Origin of the sequence: Psychromonas ingrahamii 37, from assembly GCF_000015285.1 — a bacterium.
GTDB classification, from domain to species: Bacteria; Pseudomonadota; Gammaproteobacteria; order Enterobacterales; family Psychromonadaceae; genus Psychromonas; species Psychromonas ingrahamii.
In genome coordinates, this window is sequence record NC_008709.1 from 1861937 (window position 1) to 1887669 (window position 25733).

At 38.0% G+C, this 25733-nt stretch carries 23 protein-coding genes, 3 pseudogenes and 1 riboswitch; of the genes and pseudogenes, 10 read left to right on the forward strand and 16 right to left on the reverse strand.

Features of this window, described 5'->3' with window-relative positions; all coding sequences use genetic code 11:
• Nucleotides 1-132: 132 nt before the first annotated feature.
• From PING_RS07965 to PING_RS20515, 3 genes and pseudogenes are all read right to left on the reverse strand, one after another.
• The gene (locus tag PING_RS07965; protein WP_011769889.1) at nucleotides 133-960 is read right to left on the reverse strand and encodes a transporter substrate-binding domain-containing protein; all 828 of its coding nucleotides are present in this window, start codon (nucleotides 958-960) and stop codon (nucleotides 133-135) included.
• Between the two features lie 1089 nt (nucleotides 961-2049).
• On the reverse strand, nucleotides 2050-2973 hold the full coding sequence (locus tag PING_RS07970) for an endonuclease/exonuclease/phosphatase family protein (RefSeq protein WP_011769890.1): 924 nt from the start codon (nucleotides 2971-2973) through the stop codon (nucleotides 2050-2052).
• A gap of 301 nt (nucleotides 2974-3274) precedes the next feature.
• A pseudogene (locus tag PING_RS20515) lies at nucleotides 3275-3513 on the reverse strand (IS1595 family transposase); the annotation flags it as partial.
• A gap of 576 nt (nucleotides 3514-4089) precedes the next feature.
• On the opposite strand from PING_RS20515, the gene PING_RS07980 reads away from it, so the two are divergent.
• The 3 genes from PING_RS07980 to PING_RS07990 all read left to right on the forward strand — a co-directional run bounded on the left by PING_RS07980 (nucleotide 4090) and on the right by PING_RS07990 (nucleotide 8149).
• Nucleotides 4090-4521 (forward strand): methyltransferase family protein, encoded by a 432-nt coding sequence (locus PING_RS07980; protein ID WP_269571624.1) that lies wholly within the window; start codon nucleotides 4090-4092, stop codon nucleotides 4519-4521.
• An 821-nt stretch (nucleotides 4522-5342) separates the two neighbouring features.
• Nucleotides 5343-5433, forward strand: a riboswitch (cyclic di-GMP riboswitch).
• A gap of 74 nt (nucleotides 5434-5507) precedes the next feature.
• The gene (locus PING_RS07985; protein ID WP_011769892.1) at nucleotides 5508-6986 is read left to right on the forward strand and encodes a fibronectin type III domain-containing protein; all 1479 of its coding nucleotides are present in this window, start codon (nucleotides 5508-5510) and stop codon (nucleotides 6984-6986) included.
• A 470-nt stretch (nucleotides 6987-7456) separates the two neighbouring features.
• Nucleotides 7457-8149: a hypothetical protein gene (locus PING_RS07990; RefSeq protein ID WP_011769893.1), complete on the forward strand. Its 693-nt coding sequence runs from the start codon at nucleotides 7457-7459 to the stop codon at nucleotides 8147-8149.
• 239 nt (nucleotides 8150-8388) lie between these two features.
• Here PING_RS07990 and PING_RS07995 read toward each other — a convergent pair whose 3' ends face one another.
• The 4 genes from PING_RS07995 to PING_RS20520 form a co-directional block, all read right to left on the reverse strand.
• Nucleotides 8389-9624 (reverse strand): MFS transporter, encoded by a 1236-nt coding sequence (locus PING_RS07995; protein WP_011769894.1) that lies wholly within the window; start codon nucleotides 9622-9624, stop codon nucleotides 8389-8391.
• A gap of 297 nt (nucleotides 9625-9921) precedes the next feature.
• The gene (locus PING_RS08000) at nucleotides 9922-10134 is read right to left on the reverse strand and encodes a DUF2970 domain-containing protein (RefSeq protein WP_011769895.1); all 213 of its coding nucleotides are present in this window, start codon (nucleotides 10132-10134) and stop codon (nucleotides 9922-9924) included.
• Between the two features lie 368 nt (nucleotides 10135-10502).
• Nucleotides 10503-11027: a TIGR00645 family protein gene (locus tag PING_RS08005; protein WP_011769896.1), complete on the reverse strand. Its 525-nt coding sequence runs from the start codon at nucleotides 11025-11027 to the stop codon at nucleotides 10503-10505.
• A gap of 1301 nt (nucleotides 11028-12328) precedes the next feature.
• Nucleotides 12329-12466, reverse strand: coding sequence for a hypothetical protein (locus PING_RS20520; RefSeq protein ID WP_157035326.1), 138 nt, complete (start codon nucleotides 12464-12466; stop codon nucleotides 12329-12331).
• Nucleotides 12467-13012: 546 nt separating this feature from the next.
• Between PING_RS20520 and PING_RS08010 the strand changes: the two genes are divergently transcribed.
• Nucleotides 13013-13390, forward strand: a complete 378-nt coding sequence (locus PING_RS08010; protein ID WP_011769898.1) for a DUF2237 family protein — start codon at nucleotides 13013-13015, stop codon at nucleotides 13388-13390.
• A 702-nt stretch (nucleotides 13391-14092) separates the two neighbouring features.
• On the opposite strand, the pseudogene PING_RS20525 reads toward PING_RS08010, so the two are convergent.
• A pseudogene (locus PING_RS20525) lies at nucleotides 14093-14271 on the reverse strand (transposase); the annotation flags it as partial.
• Between the two features lie 266 nt (nucleotides 14272-14537).
• On the opposite strand from PING_RS20525, the gene PING_RS08015 reads away from it, so the two are divergent.
• Both PING_RS08015 and PING_RS08020 read left to right on the forward strand, forming a co-directional pair.
• Nucleotides 14538-15119 (forward strand): beta-class carbonic anhydrase, encoded by a 582-nt coding sequence (locus tag PING_RS08015; protein ID WP_011769899.1) that lies wholly within the window; start codon nucleotides 14538-14540, stop codon nucleotides 15117-15119.
• Between the two features lie 116 nt (nucleotides 15120-15235).
• Nucleotides 15236-15613, forward strand: coding sequence for a DUF2237 family protein (locus PING_RS08020; protein ID WP_011769900.1), 378 nt, complete (start codon nucleotides 15236-15238; stop codon nucleotides 15611-15613).
• 206 nt (nucleotides 15614-15819) lie between these two features.
• Here the strand turns inward: PING_RS08020 and PING_RS08025 are convergent, their stop codons facing one another.
• Complete coding sequence (locus PING_RS08025; protein ID WP_011769901.1) at nucleotides 15820-16731, reverse strand: pseudouridine synthase; 912 nt, start codon at nucleotides 16729-16731, stop codon at nucleotides 15820-15822.
• Between the two features lie 372 nt (nucleotides 16732-17103).
• Here PING_RS08025 and PING_RS08030 point away from each other — a divergent pair, with 372 nt between their 5' ends.
• Together PING_RS08030 and PING_RS08035 are read left to right on the forward strand one after the other, a co-directional pair.
• On the forward strand, nucleotides 17104-18429 hold the full coding sequence (locus PING_RS08030; protein ID WP_011769902.1) for a DEAD/DEAH box helicase: 1326 nt from the start codon (nucleotides 17104-17106) through the stop codon (nucleotides 18427-18429).
• A 526-nt stretch (nucleotides 18430-18955) separates the two neighbouring features.
• The gene (locus PING_RS08035; protein WP_011769903.1) at nucleotides 18956-19378 is read left to right on the forward strand and encodes an Hsp20/alpha crystallin family protein; all 423 of its coding nucleotides are present in this window, start codon (nucleotides 18956-18958) and stop codon (nucleotides 19376-19378) included.
• Between the two features lie 430 nt (nucleotides 19379-19808).
• Here PING_RS08035 and PING_RS08040 read toward each other — a convergent pair whose 3' ends face one another.
• From PING_RS08040 to PING_RS21335, 4 genes are all read right to left on the reverse strand, one after another.
• Complete coding sequence (locus PING_RS08040; RefSeq protein WP_011769904.1) at nucleotides 19809-20360, reverse strand: nucleoside deaminase; 552 nt, start codon at nucleotides 20358-20360, stop codon at nucleotides 19809-19811.
• A 646-nt stretch (nucleotides 20361-21006) separates the two neighbouring features.
• Complete coding sequence (locus tag PING_RS08045) at nucleotides 21007-21402, reverse strand: hypothetical protein (protein WP_011769905.1); 396 nt, start codon at nucleotides 21400-21402, stop codon at nucleotides 21007-21009.
• Between the two features lie 381 nt (nucleotides 21403-21783).
• Nucleotides 21784-21894 carry a hypothetical protein gene (locus tag PING_RS21330; protein WP_232279415.1) on the reverse strand — a complete coding sequence of 37 codons (111 nt, stop codon included), beginning with the start codon at nucleotides 21892-21894 and terminating at the stop codon, nucleotides 21784-21786.
• A 206-nt stretch (nucleotides 21895-22100) separates the two neighbouring features.
• Nucleotides 22101-22265 carry a hypothetical protein gene (locus PING_RS21335; protein WP_011769906.1) on the reverse strand — a complete coding sequence of 55 codons (165 nt, stop codon included), beginning with the start codon at nucleotides 22263-22265 and terminating at the stop codon, nucleotides 22101-22103.
• 543 nt (nucleotides 22266-22808) lie between these two features.
• Between PING_RS21335 and PING_RS08050 the strand changes: the two are divergent.
• Nucleotides 22809-23482: pseudogene (locus PING_RS08050) on the forward strand (transposase).
• 172 nt (nucleotides 23483-23654) lie between these two features.
• On the opposite strand, the gene PING_RS08055 reads toward PING_RS08050, so the two are convergent.
• Both PING_RS08055 and PING_RS08060 read right to left on the reverse strand, forming a co-directional pair.
• Nucleotides 23655-24029, reverse strand: a complete 375-nt coding sequence (locus PING_RS08055) for a SpoIIAA family protein (RefSeq protein ID WP_011769909.1) — start codon at nucleotides 24027-24029, stop codon at nucleotides 23655-23657.
• A gap of 314 nt (nucleotides 24030-24343) precedes the next feature.
• Nucleotides 24344-24544 (reverse strand): hypothetical protein, encoded by a 201-nt coding sequence (locus PING_RS08060; RefSeq protein WP_049752953.1) that lies wholly within the window; start codon nucleotides 24542-24544, stop codon nucleotides 24344-24346.
• Nucleotides 24545-25154: 610 nt separating this feature from the next.
• Here PING_RS08060 and PING_RS20530 point away from each other — a divergent pair.
• Nucleotides 25155-25526 (forward strand): hypothetical protein, encoded by a 372-nt coding sequence (locus tag PING_RS20530; protein ID WP_157035327.1) that lies wholly within the window; start codon nucleotides 25155-25157, stop codon nucleotides 25524-25526.
• Here the strand turns inward: PING_RS20530 and PING_RS21665 are convergent.
• Nucleotides 25457-25636: a transposase gene (locus PING_RS21665; protein WP_198134753.1), complete on the reverse strand. Its 180-nt coding sequence runs from the start codon at nucleotides 25634-25636 to the stop codon at nucleotides 25457-25459. The genes PING_RS20530 and PING_RS21665 overlap by 70 nt on opposite strands.
• Nucleotides 25637-25733: the final 97 nt, after the last annotated feature.

A 25733-nucleotide genomic window follows, 5' to 3' on the forward strand; every position in this document is an offset into this window, starting at 1 on the left:
AAGCTTTAAACTTTTTTGTTCTTTTTTTTGGTGTTTTCTCATTTTATGACTTTAGGCGGATCAGAAATATAGGGGCCTTTAAATGCTTACAACCTCCAGCAGTGCTGAAGGTTGTAAGCCTCAATAAAAAACTTATTTATTGTCTCTTAATGATTGAACCATATCAGACGATACGGGAGTTCCAAAATGTTTTATGTGTAACTCATTTAATCTTCCATCTCTAATTTGGTGAACCAAAAATAGATTTAGATAACTTTTCCAAGCAAGTTCACTTCTTTTTACAATAAGACCAACTACATCATCATAGTTTGGAACGTACGGTCCCGCTACGAAGTTGTCAAACTGACCTGAAGTCAGTTTTGTTGCTATATTTGTATTTGTAGATATAAGCGCATCTATTTTGCCTTGATGTAATCCTAAAAAGGCATCGTTTTCTGATTTGAAAGAAGTGTAGTTATCTCTTCCCCAGCCTTTGTCATCTGCATATGCAAAGTACTCTTTTTCATATGTAGTACCCAGAGCTGCGCCAACCTTTACATTTTTAAGGTCGTCAAAAGATGTCATTTTCACACCTTTCTTAGATAAAACCTGAAATTTGAAAACAAAATAGGGATAGGTAAACCCAACAGATTTTGCACGCGCTAATGTGTCTGAAGTAGATCCTACAACAACATCTGTTTTAGCAGAAATCAATGAAGGGATTCGGTCGCCCCATGTAAGATTTATTACGTTTGATTTTACGCCTAGAACTTTTGCTAAATCATTACAATAATCAACATCAAAACCAGCTGGTTGATTATTTTTATCTGTATATCCCATTGGTGGAAAATCGAGCACAACGCCACAATTTAAAGTACCACTGTTTATAACGTCATCAAGCTTATCTGCACTAGCGGTAGAAAAAGCACCGATTGCTGCCATTGATGCAACGACTAACGAAATTTTCTTTACTAACTTCATAAATTCTCCTTGAATTTTTTTATTTTAAATCTGCTTATCTTAGGGAGGTCTACTGCATACACCCGACACACCACGTTTCATTATCTTGGATCTTAATAACTTCTCCTTTTTTATTATAAGTTGATGTTATCTTTACAGATTAATGTTGATTTTATAAGTGAATGTTAATTTTTATAAGTCAATGTTAATTGTTTTAACATTATAGATACTGTATCAAAATTTAAAGTAACTACTCAGTATCTTGATCACATTTTTAACAGTTTATTGGATGCTAACTACTTTCTTTTTAACCCGCGTAGCTGCGGGGGCCGTTTTTAATACGACTAGCTTAACGCAGCATATTTTGTGCCAAGGTTATTGAAAAAATTTATTTTCAAGTAATGGCATTTAACTAATTGTTTTTAAATGATTTTTAAATAGAAGGAGGATATCTAGAGGGGGAGAAGGGAATAAAAATGAATCTCAGGCTGTATGCTGCACCACAATAAAGCATATTTAGGTTAAAAAAGGGCAATTATTGATGAATTCTTCTAACTATCTGCATGATAAGGCAGATGATATATGCTTTATCAGGCATTGAGGGCGCGAATAGACGTTGAACATTGCTTTTTTGTTAATTATACCAATTTTATGGATTAGGGGGTCTATTTAGGCGCGGTAAAAATGGACTAAAACAGGGTGCTGACTTCAGCAACGATAAGTTCTTCTAATGAGACTAAATCCTACGAAATGATTTTGGACAGCTGTGCTGGCGATGCAGATGCGGGGTCTTGTTTTTTTACATTTTTTTCTTGGGCTAAACAAGGGCAGGGCAACCTTACCTTATATGCTTTTAAATCGTTACATTAACTGAAAAATTATATTCTGATTAACTAAAATATTATACCGAACAAAGACTAATTATCTGAGTTAATCGCGGTTGATAAAGTTTGTGCATTAGCCGATAGAACACTGACGAATAGCGAGCCTTTCTTTGCGGAGCTCGACCGTTGTGATGCTGAGGTGCAATACCCAATGCGTCTATCCTTCATACACTCTTAAGGTCAGCGGCAAATGGTCGGAAAAACCATTTTTGTTATACTCTTTACTCTAGGGTCTGGAGTGACGTATTACCTCGTTTTTGATTATCATCCCTTCGAAACTGAAAATTTTAACTTTATTAGCGCTTGTATAGAATTTCTTATTCTTCAATGCGCCGCGATTAACTAGAATTTGATCCAGCATTGCCCACTCACCTCCATAAGAGTGAGTCCCTTGAGTACCGTCCATCAGTGGCCACATCATATTGTACAAGTAAGGATTTTTATTGCGGTTCGACTTAACTTTGCTAATCTGATTTGATGAAAGTGTGTAGCTGGTCAACGATCTATTAAAAGGTTGATCATTGAAGTCCCCCATGACCAAAACGGGAATCTCTCCGCGTATCTTTTTAATGCGGTCGAGAAAATAGGAAAGTGTTTCCCCGGCCATCATTCGGTATGGTTCGGAATCTATCTCCCCTCCAAGACGGGAGGGCCAGTGGTTTCCAATCACAATAAAATTGTTTCCTTGTTTGGTCTTAAAATTAACCTGGACTAAATCTCGAGTAGCATTTTGCTTTTGGATAACATGATGAAAAACTCTGTTTTTAACAATACCCGCATCATCAAGTGTTGTTTCAATTTCGAATAGGTTTCTATCGTAAATAAATGCAACATCAATGCCGCGCATATCACTGTTATCTGCATGAACAACTGCATAATTACGTTTAGGCTGATTTAAAGTTCTGACTAAATCCAGCAGGACGCGAGATGATTCAACCTCACAAACGCCCAGAAGATCGGGACCTTTACCGTCGTTCATGGCATTTATCACAGTTGCTAATTGTTGCAGCTTAATTTGCAGTTCTGCTTTACCCCATCCCTTAAGCTCTGCATTAAGCTTTTTTTGCAGCCATTCTGGACGATTCGCTGAATTATTTTCTTCAAATAAATTTTCGACATTCCACCAGGCGAAATAGTATTCAGTATTCATAAGGTCCTTCTGCCTATAAGATTATGAAAATATCAGGCTTGAATAATAGTATAGCGCTTTTAAGTGTCTATAAAATGCGCGTAATGAATCAATATTAATTTACTGTGACCGGCGCTATTAAGTTTCTTTGGCTTAGTGATCGAGGTTATAAAGCCGTCACTGTGTCTCTTTATTTAACCTCGTGTCGAAATGGCAATATATAATCTCTCTATCATTTTCAATGACTCTCTTTTTCAGTACTAATGAGGCGTTTATGGGCGTATTGGGTGACGTTAGCTCTTTCTTCATCGGTATAAACGCCATCACATTTATGTAATGGCGCTAAAGGTGTTTTAGTTTGATGATTGAATGTCTTATGGCAAGAAAATCATTTATAGCGTTGTACCGATCGCGCTTTCCCCACTTAGTGAAATATGCGCAATGGCAATGTAGGCATTGAGGTGATGAATTGAAAATAGGATGGATCAGTTCACTAATCGTAATTTCTAGTTGAGGTACTTGAATAACGTGCTGAACCGTTAACCTTTGAGCAGGCGTCATGCCTAAACTACGTTTACAACCTGTCAACCGGCCAAAGAGATAAGTTGACTATAGGAATGTAAAAATTACTCGCTAGTCAAGATGAAAAGAGGTGAACTTTGAAATTTGCTCTAAAGTATATTTTAAAGCTTATGAGGAATGATGTTTATTCTCTTCATACTTATTATCAGTCTTATCGGCTTTTTCTTTCGAGTACCACTATTAATAATCAGTTAAGGTAAAAAAGAAAAACCTGCCACTCGATTTTAAAATCCCCGTTTACTGTTCAATCCTAATGCTTGGCGCTATGTCCGCAGATTATGCGCTCCCCAATATAAAATCCGACGAACAGCTACAGTAACTAAAGGTCAGTGGGCGAAGTGAATGGTGTTGTCTTATTTTTTGCCTTTAATTCATATTGTATGGGGAACAAAGTTAGTTTATGGTGATTGTTTTTTATTTTAACTCGTTGATTTTATTTGTATCAAAAAATGGCTTTCCTAATTAGTAGGTTGTTATTTCTGATTTTTTCAAAAAACAGCTAAAATAACAAACTCGATTGGCTATATCATTAAGTGCATTTTTGGATACAAAATAGTGAGGGATATTATGCTTTATGTGATTGCGCAATTTATACTGCTGGCTGTGATTGCTTGGCCCTTGGCAAGTTTAAAGATTTCAATTGTCGGTTTATTATTAATTTTGCTTTCTGTCTTTATTGCTTTTTCTGCATTAATGGCTAACCGTCCCAGTAATTTTAATGTTCGCCCACACCCAAAAGAAACGGGGACATTGGTTGTTCACGGTCCTTATAAATTTATCCGCCATCCTATGTACAGCTCCCTCTTCTTTGGTGGTTTAGGCATTCTTTTCTGTCAGTTTAGCTATTGGAAATTAATTGCATGGTTATTACTGGTTGTTGTGCTGGTTTTAAAATCTCGTTTTGAAGAAAAAGCTTTATGCGCGCATTATGCGGGGTACCGTGTATATCAAAAAAGCAATAAAGCTTTTATACCTTGGATTTGGTAGCCTGAATTAGAATAAAAAGGAGTCATTGTTTAAAATTATTTTACTGACTTTTGTCATTAAACTATGTGAATAGGATGCCTCTAGCCTTTTTTTGACTACAAACCTCCTCAATAAGCCACTCTGTTTATTAAACAAGATTAATTAGAAGGCTTAATTCAGCTAACTTAGAATTTTCAACCATCATTTTTATGGCTTGATTCTCAGCATACACTCGACATTTCCAGGTTAATCACTATCAAATCAGCAATGACGAAGATTCTCAGCTGAGGAGAGCTTAACTTTGCTTTAAGAGTAGATAGCTCCACGATTACAGACTTGAAGCATCTGCCGATATGCTTAACGCACACTTTCAGTGTTATTCAGATAGGAGTGATTTCCATTAATTTTATCGTCTGGCTATTATTTTGACTGGCTACGTACAGGAAAAAACGGGTATTTTATCTAAAGGTTACACTTATATATTAGCATTTTTTCTACACTAACTGACTGAAGATAATCAACAATTAAAAATTTAGAATGCCTTCTGTAAGTATCTGAATCTTCATTATTAATCATATTAATGCTTGCTTTTTTTGCCGTTATTTTTAGGAAGAATCGCTTGAAAATATGAATACGGTAGAACGTATCAGTCTCCGAATAAGAACCTGCAGAAATGAGCACTAAGGAGGTATTAATAAAAGTGTCCTCGGATGTACCTTATAATTTTAGCTTTTTTAATCAATTAATAGTCAAATTTTGATGTTGTTTTGTACTATTTTCTGTTTAAATACGCTCGAATTTAATCAATCCTATTATTTCCATTCAGTTGTTTAAATATTGTAGCTGGAAAAAAGCAAATTAAGGGAAACCTTAATACGCAAAACCACCGGCCTGTTGATTGACTATTTAGTCTATGGCAGCGGAGTTACCAAGGCGATAGCACTTCTTATCATCCCTTCTAATTTGCAAATTATAAATAACTGCTTGATCACTTTTGTGGAGACAAAATGAATCAACGAGTTAATTTAATCTATAACCGCCTAATTTTAATTTTTTTATTAGTTATTAGTCCTGCTGTACTATCTGCAAGTTTACAGATTACATGGAGCGATAACTCATCAAATGAAGATGGTTTTTTAGTCGAAAAACGGCTTTTAAACGAGGATAAAATTCAAAATATTGCGATATTACCTGTTAATAGCCAAGAATATAATGATCTAGATCTTGTTAGTAATGAGACATATTGCTATCGCATTACAGCATTTAATAAAGCGGGAATGGGAAAGTCTGACGAATTCTGTTATCAAGTACCGACTGATTTTATTACAGATGAAGACACTGCTGCTAATCAGGTCACTGCTGTCGATCAGGTCATTGCTGCTGATCAGGACACGGCTGCTGAGCAGGGTATCAGTTCAGTCAAGTTTACTGGAAAGGTTGTCCTATCGCATGAGATTATTGCACAAGTGGTGGATCTTGAGATTGGTGAAAAGACACTTTATTCCTTTAAAAGTGATCTTGCATATAATCAGGAATATACCAAAGATACGCTTAATAACAGTAGCTTTACGGCTAATGTTGGTGAAATAAGATATTCAAATGAAGATTATTTTAGCTTTCAAAATCAGGGTGTTGAAATTGATAATGGCTACGCGAGTATGGCATTTAACAGCAATAATAGCCTCTCATTTGTTTTACAGGGTACGGGCAATAAACAAACTGCGCGTTTGTATATGCAAGCAGGTGTATGGTCTGACGAGCAATCTAATATTATTGTAACAGCGGGTGATCAGGTTGAGGTTATTACGCTACCTAATGGTTATGCTTGGCATTCCTTTGCCATTGATATTGTTTTTGATGGCACTGTACCTGTCCATATAGCAACAGAGTCCGATCGTTCAGGTTACAGCACTGTTATGTTTGCTGGCATTGTTTTTGATAAAGAAAATTTAGAAAAAAATACTTCTGTTGCCTCCCCTGTTTTTAACTATGCAGCTTTTGTTGATATAGATACAAATTTTGGTGCAGTAATTGATACCACAGACGTCACTTTTTACACTGCAAAAGCGATTAAGGATAATGGACAACTCTCTAATGCTTCTCTGCAAAACTTATCCTTTTATGGTGAACAAATATATCGTGATGATATTTATTCTGTCATTAATGATGGAGCTGAAATAAATTCAGGTTATCAAAGCATGTCATGGAATGAGGCTAACGGTGCTGAAATTAAACTTGAAAGTGCTGATCAACAGATAAATACGGCTTCTGTCTATTTTATTGCGGCAGTTTGGAGCTATGATGCAGCATTTGTTGAGCTGGTTATCAACGGTGAAAGTGAATTAATTGAGGTACCTTCAGGTTATGGATGGCATTCCATGAAAGTTGACATTGAATTTGAAGGTATCGTCGATATAAATATCCATCCAGTGGGTGAATTCGGAGGCTATAGTGGCTTCGGTGTTGCAGGGATAACCGTACAATAGGGTAGATAAAGTGCTTTGGTTATAATAGGGAAGAAGCAAAGGCTTATTCCCTATTTTTTAATACAATTGCAACAAAGCTTTTTTATCATCAGCCGATGACGCAGATCTCTTCCTTCCAAAAAAACAACAAATTATTTTTTGAATGCTTTTACTGATGAAATAACAAACTATCAATAAAATTAAAGATTATTTTCAAATCTATTTAAGACAGGTTCAATACTATTTTAAAAAGTTTAAAATAAAAACGTCGATTTTTTTACATTCGAAAATAACCACGAATCCGGAAAAACCATAACCCCTTTAAAAGAAAAACTTTTTGTAGATTGGTATGATTTTTGCTCTGTTATTAGTAGCTAGCTAGCAGAGCAATTAGCAGTATTGCTCTTTTTACCCATTGGTAATTTAAGGCTGATATAAAAGGAATTTATAAATAGATAGCCTTTATTACCTCACTGATAAAGAGGCTACCCATGAATACAAAAAATATTTTTACAAAAACCTTATATATAATATTGATTTCAATTACTTTATTAACAAACTCTGCTTCTGCTTCGATCATTTTTGAAAGTAGTAGCATTGACGGGGGCATTAGTTATTTCGGAGGTTCCGATACCAGTAAGTATTTTGAGCGTAGCTTTTTTCCAAGTACAGCCGATAGCGGCTCAGAGCAACTACAGGCATTTAATGGTGATTTATTGAACCAACTAACATGGAATATTAAAGGCAATAGTGCCACTATCAAGTCCACAATGACCACAATCCCCGAAGCTTCTGAAGCTTGGGTATTGGCTTCATTTTCATTCAGAGTACAGGGTGCCCCGGTTAATTACAGTCTTGAAACATCTGTCGATATGATTAACACCCGCTTTATGCGTACTCCTGAGGGGAGTTATATCCATGAATGTTTATCGCCCGGTTGTGATTATGACCATCTATGGCCAGGAAAAACAACGGGCACTTTATACGAAGGTTATACTTATGCATTAGAATTTAGTCCTCACTCATTTGCAGAAAAGACTCAACATTCAGAATTCCTTTTTCAAGTACCTGAACCGCCAGTCTTAATCATCTTAACACTTGCTTTTTTTACCCTTATATTTAAGAAAGCAGCCATTGAAAATATGAATAGGGTAAGAAAACTGAATAAACCCCTACAGAAATAAATAGCAAGGAAGTGCTAATAAAAGTGTACTTGCATGTACTTTTTAAAAATCCGATTCAAATAATATGTGAATAACTTGAATCGGTAGAAAAAACGGTTAGCTGACTTATAGGCTAATCGTTTTTTCTCCGGCAAGAGAGCAGGTGGTGTTGAGCTAATTAAGATATTTGATAGATTACTTTCCTAGGCCGCAAATTCGTACAGACTAACAAGGTGGATGTCTATTTGCTGGCGGTATAATCAAATCTTTAGTGTCTTCTTATTAGAGTATGAAAAGAAAGCGAAAAACATGGCCAGTAATACGTACATAAAGAGCCAGAAGAAAAGCTCAGGGCCGGTGATGCCGCTGTCAATAAGATAGCCAAATAAGATAGGAGAAATAGAGGTCGATATTACAGCAAGAGATGCCATAAGTGCTCGGATTCTCCCAAGATGCTTAGTGCCATACACTTCAGCCCAAAGCGCATTAATGATTGGACCGCCGGAGCCGATGGCAGTGCCGAGTGAAATAAGCAGCACGTAAGCAACCCAGTCGCCAGTCAGTTGTGATGCCAGCAGCAAAGCCATGAGCATAGGAATGGGGTAATATTTTAACAGTTGTCTTCCGCTGAATCGGTCCACCAATGCGCCTGCATACATTGATGAAAGCCAATGGGTAATCCCATAAAAGACAAAGCAATTGGCAAAAAGCATGGGTGTCCAGCCCATTTCGGGTAGAAAAAATCCCTGATGAATAAATATGCCTGTCATGATGAAAGGTGTAGAAAGGACGGTTGGTAGTGCCAGCCAAAAACGAAAATCAGAAAGTAGTGTTCTTCTGGAGCCATCCTCATTGAGTGGTTTAGCAGTTTCATTATCGACAGTGGGATTATGCTCAGCATATTTTTTATTTTTCCCGCGTTTAATAAGAAAAAGTGCCATAGGAAGATAAAGTAGGGGGACTGACAGTGCGATCACCATCCAGCTTTGTTGCCACCCGAATTGTGCAATAAGAAATACGGCAACAGAAGGCAGTATGATTTCACCTAAGGGGACGCCAGTGGTTGCCACACTCAGACCTTTCCCTCGATTCAAAGAAAACGTTTTCATCATTGTGGTTATGGCGGTGTGTGGAAACAGTCCCTGACCAAAAAAACGCAGAAGAAAAATCCCGATTACAAGCATAGTTAGATTATTGGCCTGCCAGAGAGTGAGCGCCGCCAGGAAAAGTCCAATGGTGCAGAATATGACAAACTTTTCTAACGAGACCTTGTCAATGCTCCCACCAATCCACATAAGAAGCAGGCCACTTGCAAGTGTGGCCGACGAGTAGGCAGTTCCATAGCTGGTGGCTGATAGACCAAGACTTTCTTGAAAGCTGCTGCCAAACCAGCTGATAAAAAACGACTGACCAAAATTCCCCATGAAAACTGTCATCATTCCAAAAATGAGTATTGGCCAGCTGTGCCTTATAAAACGTAAATATTCTTGAATCATTTCTTATCTAAGCTCCCTTGAAAACGCACAGAATTCACTTTTTTTGGTGGTTTGTCAACAATAGAAGGTAAATGCGAATAACTATGATGTGAAGCTTTTTTAGCAGAAAAATACTGTTCACCTTTAGGATCTTTCCAAGTCAAAATAGTTAAATAAACCTATTGTCTTGCTGGTGTACGTCGCCGCTTTATAAGTCGGAGGGGAGATTGTGCGTTAGGGTTCTAAGGTGGAAAGGGGCAGATGCTGCTTTTCTTCATACCTAACCAGTCTTAATCTCACTACTTTTTCTATATCCGATCAGGCTCCTAGAACCAGACTCACGATACCGATAATCGTCATAATAAACATAATCGTTAATATGAGTCCCACGGCAATAAAGACGAGCAGGTTACCCGTGGTGAAATCCCGCTCACTGTTCTTACTACTCTGTACACCAAATGCTGCCGCGATAACACTGAATACAACCTTGAATATCGAGGGCGACTTTTGTTTCTCGGGTTTTTCCTGCACAATTTATCCTTTTAGGAATGACTAAAAAGAACATATTCTAACATTGTCTGCCCTCGATAATTCACAAGATAATGAGGGTCAAACAACCTTTCTACGATGGCAATTGTATAAATAGAATAAACGTCTTTTTCATAAAATTTAAATATACTTTACCCCATGTTTTGAATCTTACCTCGTTCATATCAATGAAAGTGCCACACAGATCAACAAAACAAATGGGGCAGGTTAAATTTAATCTTTCAGCTAAAGAGCCAACTATGCATCGAGATAGATCATCACTTAGCAATAATGCGTTGCGCTCAATAAAACTGGTTACCTGCTGGTGATGATATACGCCAATGTGCTGGCTTTAAACAGGTAAGTAATAGCTAATGGCGCTTAGTATCGCCGGCTACTTTATCCATGTAAGCAAAGATCAGCCCTGAAACAACAAATGTTAAGTGAATAATAACTTTCCACATGACCAAATTTGCTTGCTCATTCGAAAGACTGGCTGGAAGATTCATAAAAACTTTTAACAGGTCAATTGCTGAGATCGCAACAATGGCACCGATGACTTTCAGTTTGAGACCTGAGAAGTTAACCTTTCCCATCCATTCAGGACGGTCTTCATGATCACCCAAATCAATTTTTGAGATGAAAATTTCATAGCCACTAAAAATAATCATCAGTAATAAACTGCCCACAAGTGATAAATCAACCAACGCCAAGATACCAATCACGACGTCACTTTCCGGCATTGAAATAACATTACTGGCGATATGCCAAAATTCCTGAACAAATTTCACAAACAACAATATAATGCTAAGCATTAAACCCACGTAAAAGGGGGCTAACAACCAACGACTTTTAAAAATGGTTGTTTCTAATGCGATTTCAATTTTTTTCGACATGTATTCCTCTGTTATAAGTAATTGATACAGTGAGCTAAATCACGAAGAGCATTCTAAATGTTTCATTCTTTATTTTCAACAACTTGCCTTGCCCATGACCATTTCAGATCTCGTTGCTGCTGTTTTTTTAAACTATTATGGCTATTTAGGGCGTGTTGACCTTTCGAGTATTATTTTTTCCAAAAAATTAGCATATAAGCACACCATGCCAAGATAAATTTTAACAGAAAATTTGTGCTTAAAGCTATCTCAACATAGCGGGAAATTATACAGCCTGGATCACCAGATAACTTATATAACCTAAGCCATCAGTAGTAGGTCACTTTCACGGCGACCACACTTTCACGGCGACCAATAGGTAAAGCACTCTAAGCAAAGAGTAATAGCATGAAAGCAAAGATCAGCATAGTGATAAAATGGATTTCGTTAAATCCGGCTGCGGATACCGGGTGGATTAATACTGCTGCGTCCAAAATACCAGCCGTTATAATAAGGTTACCGATTGAAATATCATTTTGACCGTTAAGTGCAGCCATCACCGAGGCGACAAGTTAAGCCATGCTGGTGGCTATAGCCATATAGGTGAGCGGATAACAGATGATAGTATCCAGCCTTATTTCTGGCGATAGTTTCTCATTTTGGAGCCCAATTTATAAGCTGTCACATGCTTGTTTGACAAAGGCTGAAAAAATTATTTAGTCATTTAATGTCTCTTAACATATTTAGTTAATGTCTTAATGTCTTAATGTCTTAATGCACTGCCCAATCTCTTTCTAATGCACCAGTTCGAATCCTAGGTCTTCGTGCAAGGCCGAACTGAGTGAAAAGAAGTGACACCCGCTCATCATCCTGAACGGGTATTCAATTCTCACCATGATTTTACTTGTTAAAGCGTTTGTTCATTAGATAAAAATGGAAGGGGATTACGTGGCCCAATTTTTTGGGTGTTTTAAAAGATAAATAGCCAGATGCTGTGTCTTTCTTCCTTTAATGAAAAATCAATGTCCTTAATCCGTAAAGATAAGGCTGCTTGAATCCGCAATCCGCAAGTTTATAACAATGCAACCAACAGCTAATATCTTTAATCTAAAGAGAACATAATTTGCACTTTTTTCTTGAGAGGAAAGAGCGATTGGCAAGTTTTTTAGAACAGGTGTGTTTTGATATTTTAGTCCCGTGATCTCCTGTTTGAGAATAGGCGCATACTATAGTGCTGTGTTCTTACTTTTAGCGACGATCATCAAGTCATGAAAGCGTTGAAATTCTGGCGCGGACCGCAGAAAGAGAAAAAAGTATCGAACTTATTTTAGCTCTAACAGCCACTGATATTTTTCAGAATTACGAGGCTTTCTCCAATCTTTCTGCACGAACAGCGAAGGTTCAGGTGGATGATATTTCTTTTGGTTATTACGCTCTACCGCCTCGGGAAATGCAGGCATGTTTGATTCCTGTTTATCGATTTAAGTGCTCGGTGCCTACAAAATATTTGGAAAACCATTAGTTTACAAAATATGTAATAGCCGTCAACATAGTAGCAGATAAGCTTAAGAAAATGGGAGGAACGGCAACAGAAGCCCGGCTGTGATATAAAGATAGTTCTTGTGCCCAACAATCGTGTCAACTCGAACTGCCGAAATTTGCGCCGTTATTGGTAGTTAGTTACGCGCAAGGTTAGGCTTTATGATGCATTTTTCGCAGGCAAGAGAAAGTGAATGGGCAATCGCATATGTATTGCTTAGTGGATAATACAGAGAAGTTAAGAAATAAGGACGCAGCCCTGATCTTAAATACCTGACGTTATACGCCCTCAATAAACCAATTTATCACTCAATTTTATCAATCTATTATTAAAAATCAAAGTAACTAATTGAATATTCATAAAATGTAAATTAATGTGGTTTGTATTTTATATCGACGGGCTGAAAATGAGAAATTCTGCAGCTTGGTTAACTTTCTTATTAATGATAAATTAAAGGTGTTGTTCTATGGATATGGATAAATCTGTCAATGTGTTTGGTGAAACATTAGAAATCTGTTGTGAAAAACCAATCACTGGTTTTTACCGTGATGGTAAATGTAATACCAATAAAGATGATGTTGGTTCGCATACGGTCTGTATTAAAGTAACCAAAGAGTTCTTGGAATATTCAAGATTTAGAGGTAATGATTTATCTACACCTATACCTGAGTTTGATTTTAAAGGTTTAAAGCCTGGAGATAGCTGGTGTCTCTGTGCTTCGAGATGGTTAGAGGCCGAGGAAAACAACATGGCGCCCAGAATTCATCTCCAAAGGACTCATATTAAAGCGATAGATATTGTGCCGATGGCGTTACTAAAAAAATACGCAGTTGATCTGAATTAGGCGTTAAAAAAAGCTGACAACAAACAAGGCACTAAAAAGTGCGGGCTGTTAGGTTTCGTCTCACATTCCAGCCTTCAATTTTTAGCCAGTTATTTGGGCATTTTTTTGAATAATGAGAAGATCATTCTGAGCAATCTTGTGCAGCACCCGTTTCCTTGGTTGATGCGGCTTATTATATGAATAACATCCCTGTTATTCACTTCTTCGAAGCCAGCTGAAGCTGTTCAAATTTATTCTCTAAAAATTTGTCATTGTATTTCCCATTGTGTACATCGTGCTTTTTTGTGTGGTGAAAACTATATAGCGGGAAAGTTTTGTGCATGGCCATGATGGCAGTTGTTGTGATCAATAAAAAGCATGCTCACACATTGTTGGTAAATCCTTTTTTGGTCTTGTAGCAGTATAATGTAACCAGCAGACACAAGTTATGCTCTGTACTTTTATCAACTATTTAGAGGCTTGTTGATTGGATTAGATGAGTATTAAAGGATGATAAGCATAGCACTGTTAGGTTGTTAGAATAATTTGCCTCCTACACTGAACATACGGGACAATATTAGATTGCCAAGAAAAATGTACTGCATCAATGTTTACATTAATCGTCTGATTTAAAATACTTTAATGAGGTCTTGTGCAACTCTACCCGTTGAGGTGCTTAAACATGCGTTAAATTATTATCATTGTAATTAATGGATGTCTGCAATTTTTTTCTTTAAGTTGACGAATTTCTAATTGTTCAGGCGCTAATTTACTATTGCCCCTGAATGCAATCTCATCATTTTTTCAGCATTTCTAATCCATTTACCCAGTCATCCTAGGCTAATAGCAAGGTTTCTAGGCGCTTCAGTTTTACTGTCGCCTTGCTTATTAACGAGCAATATTGCATCTAATTTTAATTCTTTTGAATATTTTTGCGGGTTGCCATTCTATTTCTCTAATTAAGTTCATTATGTCTTAACTGGGAGAGGGGGAATCCATTAAACCACGTCACTGCTTTGTAAGTCTGTTACTATATAACCTCGATCAATAAACAAAATTTTAACCGTGTATTAGTGATAATGTAGACTAATACACGGTTAGGTTTCCAAAGTCGCCGCATAGGGAATCGCTAAAAAAATCATAGCGGCTATAAAAGTGAGAGTAAAAGATGAGTAAAGTAATTAATGAAATAACCTCAGCAAATGCAGATTATGTCGCAAACTTTGGTGATAAAGGTGATTTGCCAATGCCTCCTGGCCGACAGTTTGCCATTCTTACCTGTATGGATGCCCGCTTAGACCCTGCTAAATATGCAGGCCTTGCAGAAGGTGATGCTCATGTGATTCGTAATGCTGGTGGTAGAGCCAGTGATGATGCAATACGTTCCTTGGTAATTTCATATAAGTTACTTGGAACAAAAGAATGGTTTGTTATTCATCATACGGATTGTGGGATGGAAACATTCAACAATGAAATTATGGGTGACCTGTTATCGGGTAGCCTAAAAACAGCCAGTGTAGATCAATCAGGCTGGCATGATAGTAATGCCGGTGGCGGTACAACCGATGGAAAATTCATCGAATGGCTTACCATTAGTGATCAATCGAAAAGCGTTTTGGCCGATGTTCAACGAATTAAAAGTAATTCAATGGTGCCAAAGGATATTCCTGTTTACGGTTATATTTATGACTGTAAATCTGGAAAACTTGTAGAAGTCCCTGAGGCAACAGAAGCCGGCAAGGCAAGTTAAAAAAACTAACAGTTAATCAACAAGGACAAAATATGGCGGGCTATTTAGTCCGTCATGTTTTTCCTGTTATTAAGGCGTTGGCTTTCTTATTAGTTATAAATTAAAGGTGTTGTTTTATGGATATGGATAAATCAGTCAATGTGTTTGGTGAAACATTAGAAATCTGTTGTGAAAACCCAATCACCGGCTTTTACCGCGATGGTAAATGTAATACCAATAAAAATGATGCGGGTTCGCATACGGTTTGTATTAAAGTAACCAAAGAGTTCTTGGAATATTCAAAGTCTAGAGGTAATGATTTATCTACACCTGCACCTGAGTTTAATTTTAAAGGTTTAAAGCCTGGAGATAGCTGGTGTGTCTGTGCCTCTCGATGGTTAGAGGCTGAGAAAAATAATATGGCGCCCAGAATTCATCTTCAAAGGACTCACATTAGAGCGATAGAGATTGTGCCAATGGCGTTACTAAAAAAATACGCTGCTGATCTGAATTAGGGATTAAAAAACAAGCTTGTAACAAATAAACAAGTGCCGGCTGTTGAGTTTCGCTTTACATTCTGGCACTTAATTTTCAGCCAGTTGTGTAGGCATTACTGTCAAAATGAGTATTGTTGATTAAAGCAAAATTTGGCTGAATTTTTATAAAAGTAAGACATTAAGCTTACTGTAAAAACAAAAATGTTTGTCCGCCGTTGGCTGTTTTATGTCATTGCAGCGATATCTGATTGCAGCAATAAGTTACTGTCAGAACGAAAGCACCTTGGCTTCTCAGTCACCGGATCAATAAACTGCAGCTCCTTTGCCAGTAACTGCAAGGGAGCTGCATAGTTATCCGCTGATAGTGGCTCTAATTGCGGGTAGTATTTGTCATTCAGTATGGGCAAGCCCAGTGCCTGCATATGAACGCGTAATTGATGGGTTTTACCCGTAACGGGGGTTAATTCAAATAACGCCGTCTGCGCAGATTGTCGCAAGCATCGAATCACCGAGTGGCTATTGGCTTCGCCCTCGGTTACCCGCATGCGAAAGCGTGGTTCGCCCTGCACGATACGATTTTTAATTTCCCACTCCTGACCGGTAAGGTTTTCAGCGTCACTAATTGAGGCAATGGCCTGATAGCTTTTGTGTATCTGTCGTGTTTTAAATAACTGATGGTAACGATGGCGGGTATCCGGGTTAACAGAGAACATAACTAAGCCGGCTGTCACTCTATCCAAGCGGTGTAAGGTTTGTAAAGCCTCAATGCCGGTGCTGCGTCGTAGCCGATTTTGCAGGCATTCATTTACATATTTACCACCGGGGGTGACCGCTAGAAAGTGGGGTTTATGGGCCACTAAAATATGCTCATCCTGAAATAAAATCGTTTCCTTAAAGGGGATGCTGGGCTCGCTTTCGACTTCCCTGTAATAGTAGATTCTTTGCTGCGGTTGAAAGGGCGATCGTGCCGTTACCAGTGAGCCGTCGTGGTAGTGTACCTTGCCATCAGTGATTCGCTGTCGCCAAATCCGAGCATCAATATAAGGAAATTTAATGATCAGGTATTCCAGCACCGTGGCGACGCCGGGATTAGTCTGGGGTAAACTCAGCTTGGAGGGGCGCTCGGAAATTATCATTTAGAGGTCCAATTTTTTGATTATAACATGAGCTTAATAGCGCTATGTTGTGGGATTATTTATTAGCCACCGGCCCATTTTCTGCGTATCTGAACCAGATGCCGCGTATTTTAAGGATATTATCAATGTTTCGACAAAATGAAAAATATAACAGTCACATTAAAAGCGCCGCTCGACCCTGGCGAATTTTAAGTGGGTGTTATGTGTTTTTATATTCTATCTTTCATTGCGTTACTTAAGGTTTGAATTGGCAGCGAATCAAACTCGATTTATTTAGGGATTGAATGATATTACGGTCGGGGGTGATCGATTTTGGGGCATAAATAAGCTAAAATAGTGGGCTATTATCTTATCTTTGAGCCCTTTATATCAATGAGCATTGACACAACCCAAATCACAACCCAGATTACAACATCAGCCAACTTTACAGAACTTGGCCTTATTTCACCCTTGTTATCGCGATTAACTGAGCTGGAATATCAGCAGCCAACGCCTATCCAAGCGAAAGCTATCCCAAGTGTATTAGCGGGACGAGACTTAATTGCTGGGGCAAATACCGGTTCGGGTAAAACCGCCGCTTTTGCGTTGCCCTTATTGCAGCAATTCGGGCAGCACTTGCCTATTAACAAAACACTGAGTAGCAAAAACCGTGAAGGTAACTATGTTGCTGGACTGATTTTGGTGCCTACCCGAGAACTTGCTAAGCAAGTTGCTGACAGCATAAAATCATATGCAGCGCATTTTAACGGCGCGATTAAAACCGTTGCTGTTTTTGGTGGCGTATCTGCGAATACTCAAATGCTGGCATTACGTGGCGGCACTGATATTTTGGTTGCAACGCCTGGCCGACTGCTCGATTTGATTTCAAGTAATGCCATTAAGCTCGATAGAGTTAAAACCTTAGTGCTGGATGAAGCCGATCGAATGTTAAGCCTAGGTTTTACCGACGAGCTATCTGCGCTGCTCGCTTTATTGCCATCGAGTAAACAAATTTTATTGTTTTCAGCGACCTTTCCTGAGCAAGTACAAGCTTTAACCCAGGAACTGCTTAACGATCCGGTTGAAATTCAATTGCAAAGTAGCGATGCTAGCACCTTAGTACAGCGTGTTTTTACCGTTAATAAGGGGCAAAAAACAGCCTTATTAGCGCATTTAATCAAGCAGCATCAATGGCAACAAGCGCTGATTTTCGTCAATGCGAAAAACAGCTGTAATCACTTGGCTGAAAAGCTTTCTAAACGTGGTATTAGCGCAGAAGTGTTTCATGGCGATAAAGGCCAGGGCGCTCGTAGTCGTGTGCTTGACGCATTTAAAGCAGGCGAGATTGATGTGTTAATTGCAACTGATATTGCTGCCCGTGGTCTGGACATCGAAAAACTGCCCGTGGTGATTAATTTTGATTTACCAAGAAGCCCATCAGACTACATGCACCGTATTGGTCGAAGCGGCCGTGCTGGGGAGGTGGGCCTCGCCTTATCACTTATCGATCATGACGATTTGCATCATTTCAATGTTATCGAAAAGAAGAACAAGCTTCGCCTTGAACGAGAGCAAGTTGCGGGTTTTGAAACCGCTGAAGTGATGAATGATGGATCTTCAGCCGTAGATAAGCCAGTGGCAAAGCCCGAAGGCAGTGGCAAGAAAAAAAGCAAAAATAAAGAGCAAGTGAATGCTGATATCTGGTTGAGAAATGATTAACCGTTAAAAGTTAAAGCTGTTTGATAACACTGATAGCAGAAACATTAAACGTGCATGCATAATGGCTGTCGTGGTTTTGCTAAAAACAAAAAGCCCACAAAAATAGCGTCAGCCTATGAGCCAGTTAATGAAGGGTTAATGCAGTCTATTAAAAAAGCTATTTATAAGGATAGACAGGGTTTTATGCTCGCTGATGGAAATGAGCGGGCGTAAATTTTTTCTACTTAATACCAAATTCATTTATTTTCTGTTCATTTATGCGATGCTAGCGAGCCAACCTATTAACATCTGCCAGATGCGCTCATTTCCCTCTGTTTTCTCTTTAATGCTCCCTTGATATAATTGCGATTTTAACTAATTTCAGACCTGCAATAGCGCTATTTATTTGGTTAAAAATACAATTTATACTTAACCAAATAAATACCATGCTTCTTTAGGCTATGCGCTGTACTTCCAACATCTGTTCTATACTTTAACCGAGAAAATAATTTCTCGGTGTATTAGAAATATTTTGTAGGAGGAAATAATGAACAACATAATACCAAGAAAGCAATGGTTAAGCCCTGAACATATTTTGGACGATTTTTTTGCCTTAAACAAACTAAAAGGTGGAGAGGGTTATTTTGAACCACGCGTAGATATTATTGAAAAAGATGATAAATTTATCTTCGTCGCTGAGTTGCCCGGAGTCGAAAAAAAGGATATCAATGTCCAACTCCAAAATGGTTTGCTGACCATTGAAGCTAAGATGTATGAAGACAAAGAATCTGAAGTAGATAATGTTATCAGAAAAGAGATAAGGAGTGGTTTCTTTAGCCGCAGCATTAATGTAGGACAAAATGTTAAAGAAGAAGACATAAAAGCCGAATTGGTAAACGGTTTATTGAAGCTCACCGCGCCAAAAATAAAACCAACGGGCAGTGAGGTTCATAAGATTGCAATCTCATAACAGCTGTTGATACGAATAAAAAAGGGGTTAGGGATTTGTAGGCTTAACCTCTTTTTTAACGCAATCACATTCCAATCTATTCACTAGATACATTTTATCCCACACATTCATTAGTGCCGCTGTTGTCTACTCATATTGTATCTACCGTATGTTTCGAGCATATCTAAATATGCACTGCAAGTAGTAGCGGAAATCGGTGCGCGGAGCACACCCTACGAGCTAGGTGCCATTGAACAGGCATGGGCATAGTTAAGAGGCGATGATTTGGTCAATTTTGTATTTGAAGATTATAAACACATCGTTGAGTAGGTCAGCCTAAGATGGAATAACGTTAGGCATCAGGTAGAACAGGCAAAAAAACTCTGCCAAAGTGAGGGAAGTCAGATCACTTTATTAATGCGTTTGATATTATCACTATATCACTATAATACTAACGGATATGAGCAAGAAGGCGGCTCCGTAACTCGCCTAAATGACAACCGGCCAAGCGTGTCGCTAGTCTGGCAAGGGGCCTGGAGACTTTGGCCAATCTGCGGTTTTGCAGGCTGGCCAGATTAATCCAGGCAGGAGGCATTCGGTCGATTCTCTCGGCCATACCTCCTACATCGTCATTCACCAGATATACTATTTCACCAATCCCGGCTAGCAGCAACCGGGTGAGACACATCGGGCATGGTTCAAGAGAGACCATTATAGTTAACCCGCTGCGATCACCATATTCGGGATACTGTAATTCAAAACGGTCAATAACCAACATCTCGGCATGTCTTGCCGAGTGAAATCCCTCAAGGAACATTTCGTTACCCGCTTCAATGAGAATATTATCATTTTTATCGAACAGAATAGCTCCTACACCATAACAACCATTTTCCAGAGACCCACAGGCGATTTCGCAACATCTTTTTCCTAGAGATTCTTCGGGGAAATTCTTGTCTATCTGATGAGTTACCAGCGCTTTTCTTAATTCTATCAGATCGTCCATAAAGTTACTAAACCTCTAAATTGCTGGAAATGTAAATGTACAAAGGTCTTTGGCGGATAATTATGCAGATTGGGTAGGTTCTGCTGAACTCGAGTATTATCTAAATGTAAAATGGGACAACCGTTTATATAATTGAATATTAATACTTATCGCGTTGAAATTTTAGAATGAACGTTTCCAGCTAACGAGATTTCTTTATTGATCACTACTTCACTGGATTTAGATAAATCAATAGCAACTAATATCTGCTTATATCTCATGTTTTCCTTCCGATTGGCTCTACCATTCTTAATGCGTTTAAAATAAGTTTAGCACTAATATCAACTCTTTCAGTTTTAATGGTCAAGTAAATCTGACCATTTTTATGTTTTTGTAAAGCACTCTGGGGGTGAAAGCGAGTCAGAAATCTATGGCGCATTGGGTGCGCTTTCGAGTTGATTTTCTAAGGAAGAAGGGGCATAAAAAACCTTTTTTTGTTCTCTGCGCTTGATGTACTCAACCGGTATTGTCTATTTAACCCCTGATTTTTGTACGGTGTAATATTTTTGATTGCTTAATTCGAGTATGATTTTTCCTTTAATATGATGATTTAAAAAAGTATGAATGGTCCTGTCTTTTTTGCGGAATCAAGAACCCTATCAGTATTTTATTGTGCTGATTGATGAACGCCGGACGGCACACTTCGCTGTAAAGCGACGGGAGAACAATTTTTAATGGTCACTTTTCCCTGTAACAAGTTACCCTTAGAATACTCGTTAAAATGGCAGGTATTGGTTTCTGGATTATAGTTTTCAATCCACAAATTATCGTCTTTCCAAGTTGCGGTAATATGTTGCTGACCATCGGGTACAGTAATTGACATCACACCCCCATAATGTTTTACAAAAACTTGCTGAAAATGAAAATAGTAAGCCAGCAAACCAATAAAAAATACAATGGAACACGCAATCATGGCAGGTTTCCATTTCTTGTTCCTACCCAATAGGAAGCCCAATACAGCCATTATCCCGATAACAACAGCCCAGTAAATATAAGTAATCATCCTCAATTCCTCGTGATGGGTTTAAATTTTTCAGCTGGTTTAAGGCAGGTTAACACGTTTAAAAATCCTAGGGGTTTTATAAAATTTTGTTTTCTTTAGGCGTAGCGAAAAATATATCACGAGATTGGTTATTTGTGGATTTAGGAGTCGTGATTATTTAGGGGAAGCTGGGTAAAGCGTGGCTGTCATTCTGTAAAAGTGTTGAGAAATAGGGATTAATGTCAGTATTTCAATTCCTAATAGCGATGAAAAAGAGGAAAATATGGAAAATATGAGGTAAGCATATTGTAGATATTACGAAAAAGAACGTTTATTCTACCTATACTCTGCTCACATTTGTATAGCCGGAAAAATGGCATAGTCAAAAGAGTGCATGATTACTCATCCTAGTAGGAACGTCATGTCGACGCTACCCCCTTCAAAGTTAGTCGCGATGAGTTTGGTTTTACTATCGATCACTTGCTTGCTGACGTATTCTGGCTGTACAGGCATTTTACCTAGACCACCAATACCATCAACAATAAAGGTTGGAATGGCAGGTCCTGATCTCTTTGGGATGATTGACCTGGATATTAAGCAGAGTTACACGATTTTTTACCAATACCTGGCACAGCTCTGGCGTAATACGAGTAGGTAACTGAGCGGACAAGCGGCTGCCGATACGCAGTATTTTCAGAACTGGCCTAGCCTGATCGTCCTTATCTATCAACTGAGTAATATAATGCGTAATACGAGGCAATGACCTTATAGACCTCACCATCGACCAGGTTAATATTGTTAAAAACCTTGGCGAGCTGCTTATCCGTTTTAAAAGAGCGGGCTAATGTTTCGCGCCAAGGGCGATTGGCAACATCAAAGTCCATCAATGACTGGTAGTCAGCAAATTTATCCTCTTCTTTATTCTTGGCCAGTTTAAGCGAGATATCAGGAGTATACTACTTAACTTTTATAGATATATGCGTCATGAAGGTTTACCTATAGCTGAATAAAATTTAATTATAGCAGCTAACAAGTCAGCCCTTATTTTCAACTAATCTACCCTCCGATCCGCCAATGACAATGTTGGATTCGTCTTCGCTCATACTCGTCCCAAAGTGAATTTGGCTGCTGTTTTTTATTTTGTAAGGCACTATGTGGCGTTAGCGAGTTATCTTTCTGAGGCGATGTATGGACTCCACAACTCGAGCAACTAGCCTAGAGTTAGGGGAACTATTAAGGGGACCATACTATGTTGAAATCTAATGTTATCGGAATCAATTTAGCTAAAAATATTCTTCAAATTTGCCATATCAATAAACAGAATTAGTTAACCTGAATTAGTGATAAGAATTAAAATAAATTGAACTTAATGCCTATTTGACGATCTGATCTTTTAACTAAAAAATCAGATATAAAAAGGGACTGACATGATTAATTTAACGGATATATTTTGTGATGTAGATGATTTTTGCAACGTTTTTATCCCCGAGTGGGAAGCGTGTTTAATAAGCAATGGTGGGATAAAAAGACGAAGAGTCAAGTGTATGAATAATGCAGAAATAATGACAATTATCATTAGCTTTCATCAATCTCATTACAGAGATTTCAAAAATTATTACTTAGGCTATGTCGCAAGGCATTTAAAAGAATATTTCCCCTCATTACTGAGCTATACAAGGTTTATAGAGGTTATGCCATCTGTCATCATTCCTTTGAATACCTATCTAACGACATTATTTGGCAAGCCAACGGGGATTGCTTTTGTTGACTCCACAAAATTTGCGGTATGCCATAGTATTAGAGCAAAACGTAACAAGGTTTTTAACGGAACGGCCAAGCATGCGAAAGGTAAGGATAAGTAAGTGGGATAAAGCGATGCTCAGCACACGTTATCTTATCGAAATAATTAATAATTAATAATTAATAATCAAGTGAAAAATATTTCATATGTAGAGCAAACTCGACATCTTAGTATTACTGGCTTTGCTGCAAATATGCAGAGTGGTTTAATTGCCTATTGCTTGCAAAAAGATAAGCCATCAATCAATTTAACCCCAATGAAAAAAATGTGCTGATTGGTGAAAATATTATAATGGCTTAACTCGATCTCAGGTTGAGTAAGCTTATCTAACGCTGTATTGATTTCCACGGCAGTAAATAAGTCCACTATCGGAATAAACGAATGCTTCTGACGGATCAACTTTTTCTATACTTCGTTGCTCGAACGATCTCATCTTTAAACTACTTCGGTCTTTGGGCTTTAGGTATTAACTTCAACCAGCACCATCTGTTTGTAACCAGCTTAGTGCCAGTTCGCGCTCCTTGTAACTAAAGTGTCGAACTTCAGCGCTAACAAAATGTTTAACTATTTTTGGCAGTATAGAGAGAATACCAATATCAGTAACCGCCGCGATCCTTTTTACTTTTTTCTCATATTGATTGATAAAACGTAAGTGTGAAACTAGCCCTGCAAAATTTTCCCAGCCAGGAAAAGATTCGGCATCAATCAATATGCCATTCAGTACAGCGTGTTTTTCAAGGTAAGGGTTAACTAATAAAGCGACCTGTTTAAAATCTTTTTTTTCCAATTTATCGACCGGTTCAACAATTAGGATCCCGTCGTTGCGCATTAACTTCGCGTTAATCATAAATGCTCTTTTTTTGTTCTATTGATGAGGTGAGTCGATGACCGATAAAAGTTCAATTTACACTTGTTTAAAACTCGCATTGATATTTCGTAGAGTAATCAAACTCAATAAATTTAAAATAAAAACATCAAGTTGTGGCTAGTTTTATTCTTAATTACTAAATAGCAGAATTTGATAAGGCAATATTTCAGCTTCAATCCTGCTGCAAATTATGTAACTCTTTATTTATTATTTATGCATTTTGGTTTTTCACAAATGCTCGGCTAAACGTTTTGCAGCAAGTCGGTTGTATTATCACGCAAGTAGCGCTCCACCTATCCGTCTGCCAGACCCCAAATCAGAGCAATTAGACTGCCCAAAGGCGCGATAGTATAGTCTCTGTAAATTTTTACGATTAATGTTGGGTCGATGGAAGCGCCGTCAAATGCAATGACCCACCATGATCCGAAGAACAGACCAAAACCCCATAGCAAACAACAGCTGAGTGCGAAAGCACGAATATCCAGTTTCATCATTGATTTCTCCTGATGTCTAAAATATTTTATTAATATCAAAGTACTTCACTGGAGTTAGATAAATCAATATCAACTAATATATGCTTATAGCTTATTGTCTTCCTCCCGATTGGCTCTACCGTTATTAATGCGTTTAAAATAAGTTTAGCACTAATATCAACTCTTTCAGTTTTAATGGTCAAGTAAATCTGACGACTTTTTATGTTTTGTAAAGCACTATTTGGGCGAAAGCGAGTCAGAAATTTATGGTGCATTGGGTACGCTTTCGAGTTGGTTTGCTAAGGTAGAAGGGGCACAAAACACCTTGGTTTTTACTCTCTGCGCTCGATTTACTCAACCAATATTGTCTATTTAACCTCTGATTTTTGCACGGTGTAATATTTTTAATTGCTTAATTCGAGTATGATATTTCCTTTAATATAATGATTTAAAAGAATATAAAGTATGTGCGTTTACACCATCGGGATTAGATCTTGTGCAAAGACTTAATTTAAAGTTAATTGATAGTGGTGCAACCATAGAACTTCCTGAGTTGCCTATCGTTAATTTTGAGTGAGGCGGTGCACTTAACAATAGCAAGCAATCAGACACTTTAGTGTTGTCGAGGTTTTTGCAAAAAAAACCTGCAACAACAGCACCAATCCTAAGTGCCATTGTTGCAGGCGTTAACTGGCAAAGAAGGTTCATGGATATAATTGTAGCTTCAGATGTTTTTGGAAAAACTTCAGAATTAATAACTTTATGTGAAGATCTTGATACGATCAAAATTATTGATCCTTACAATGGTATTGATATGGGCTTTAAAAGTGAAAGTGAAGCGTATTCTTATTTCATGGCGCATATGAGGATTGATGCTTATTTAGCAATAATCCTAAAACAAGTTGAACAAATTTTTACTACCGTACACTTATACTATTGCCTTGCGGCCAGGTCAGTCGCGTTACCCCGACACTCTTCATTTAGTGCTTCATTATGCAGATAATTTTTCGTTCCCTTATGCCATTGCAGCCTTGCTTTAGGATAATGCCTCGCTGGTATCACAACATGAATATGCGAATGTATGTCTCGTTTTCTGCTGTGTGTGTGCAACACCAGCTGGTGTTGCTGTTCGGTTTGTTGATGCTGCTGCAGGTGTTTAACACTTTTTTCATTGCTTTTTGTACACCGCTCTTATCCATTGGCGAATCAG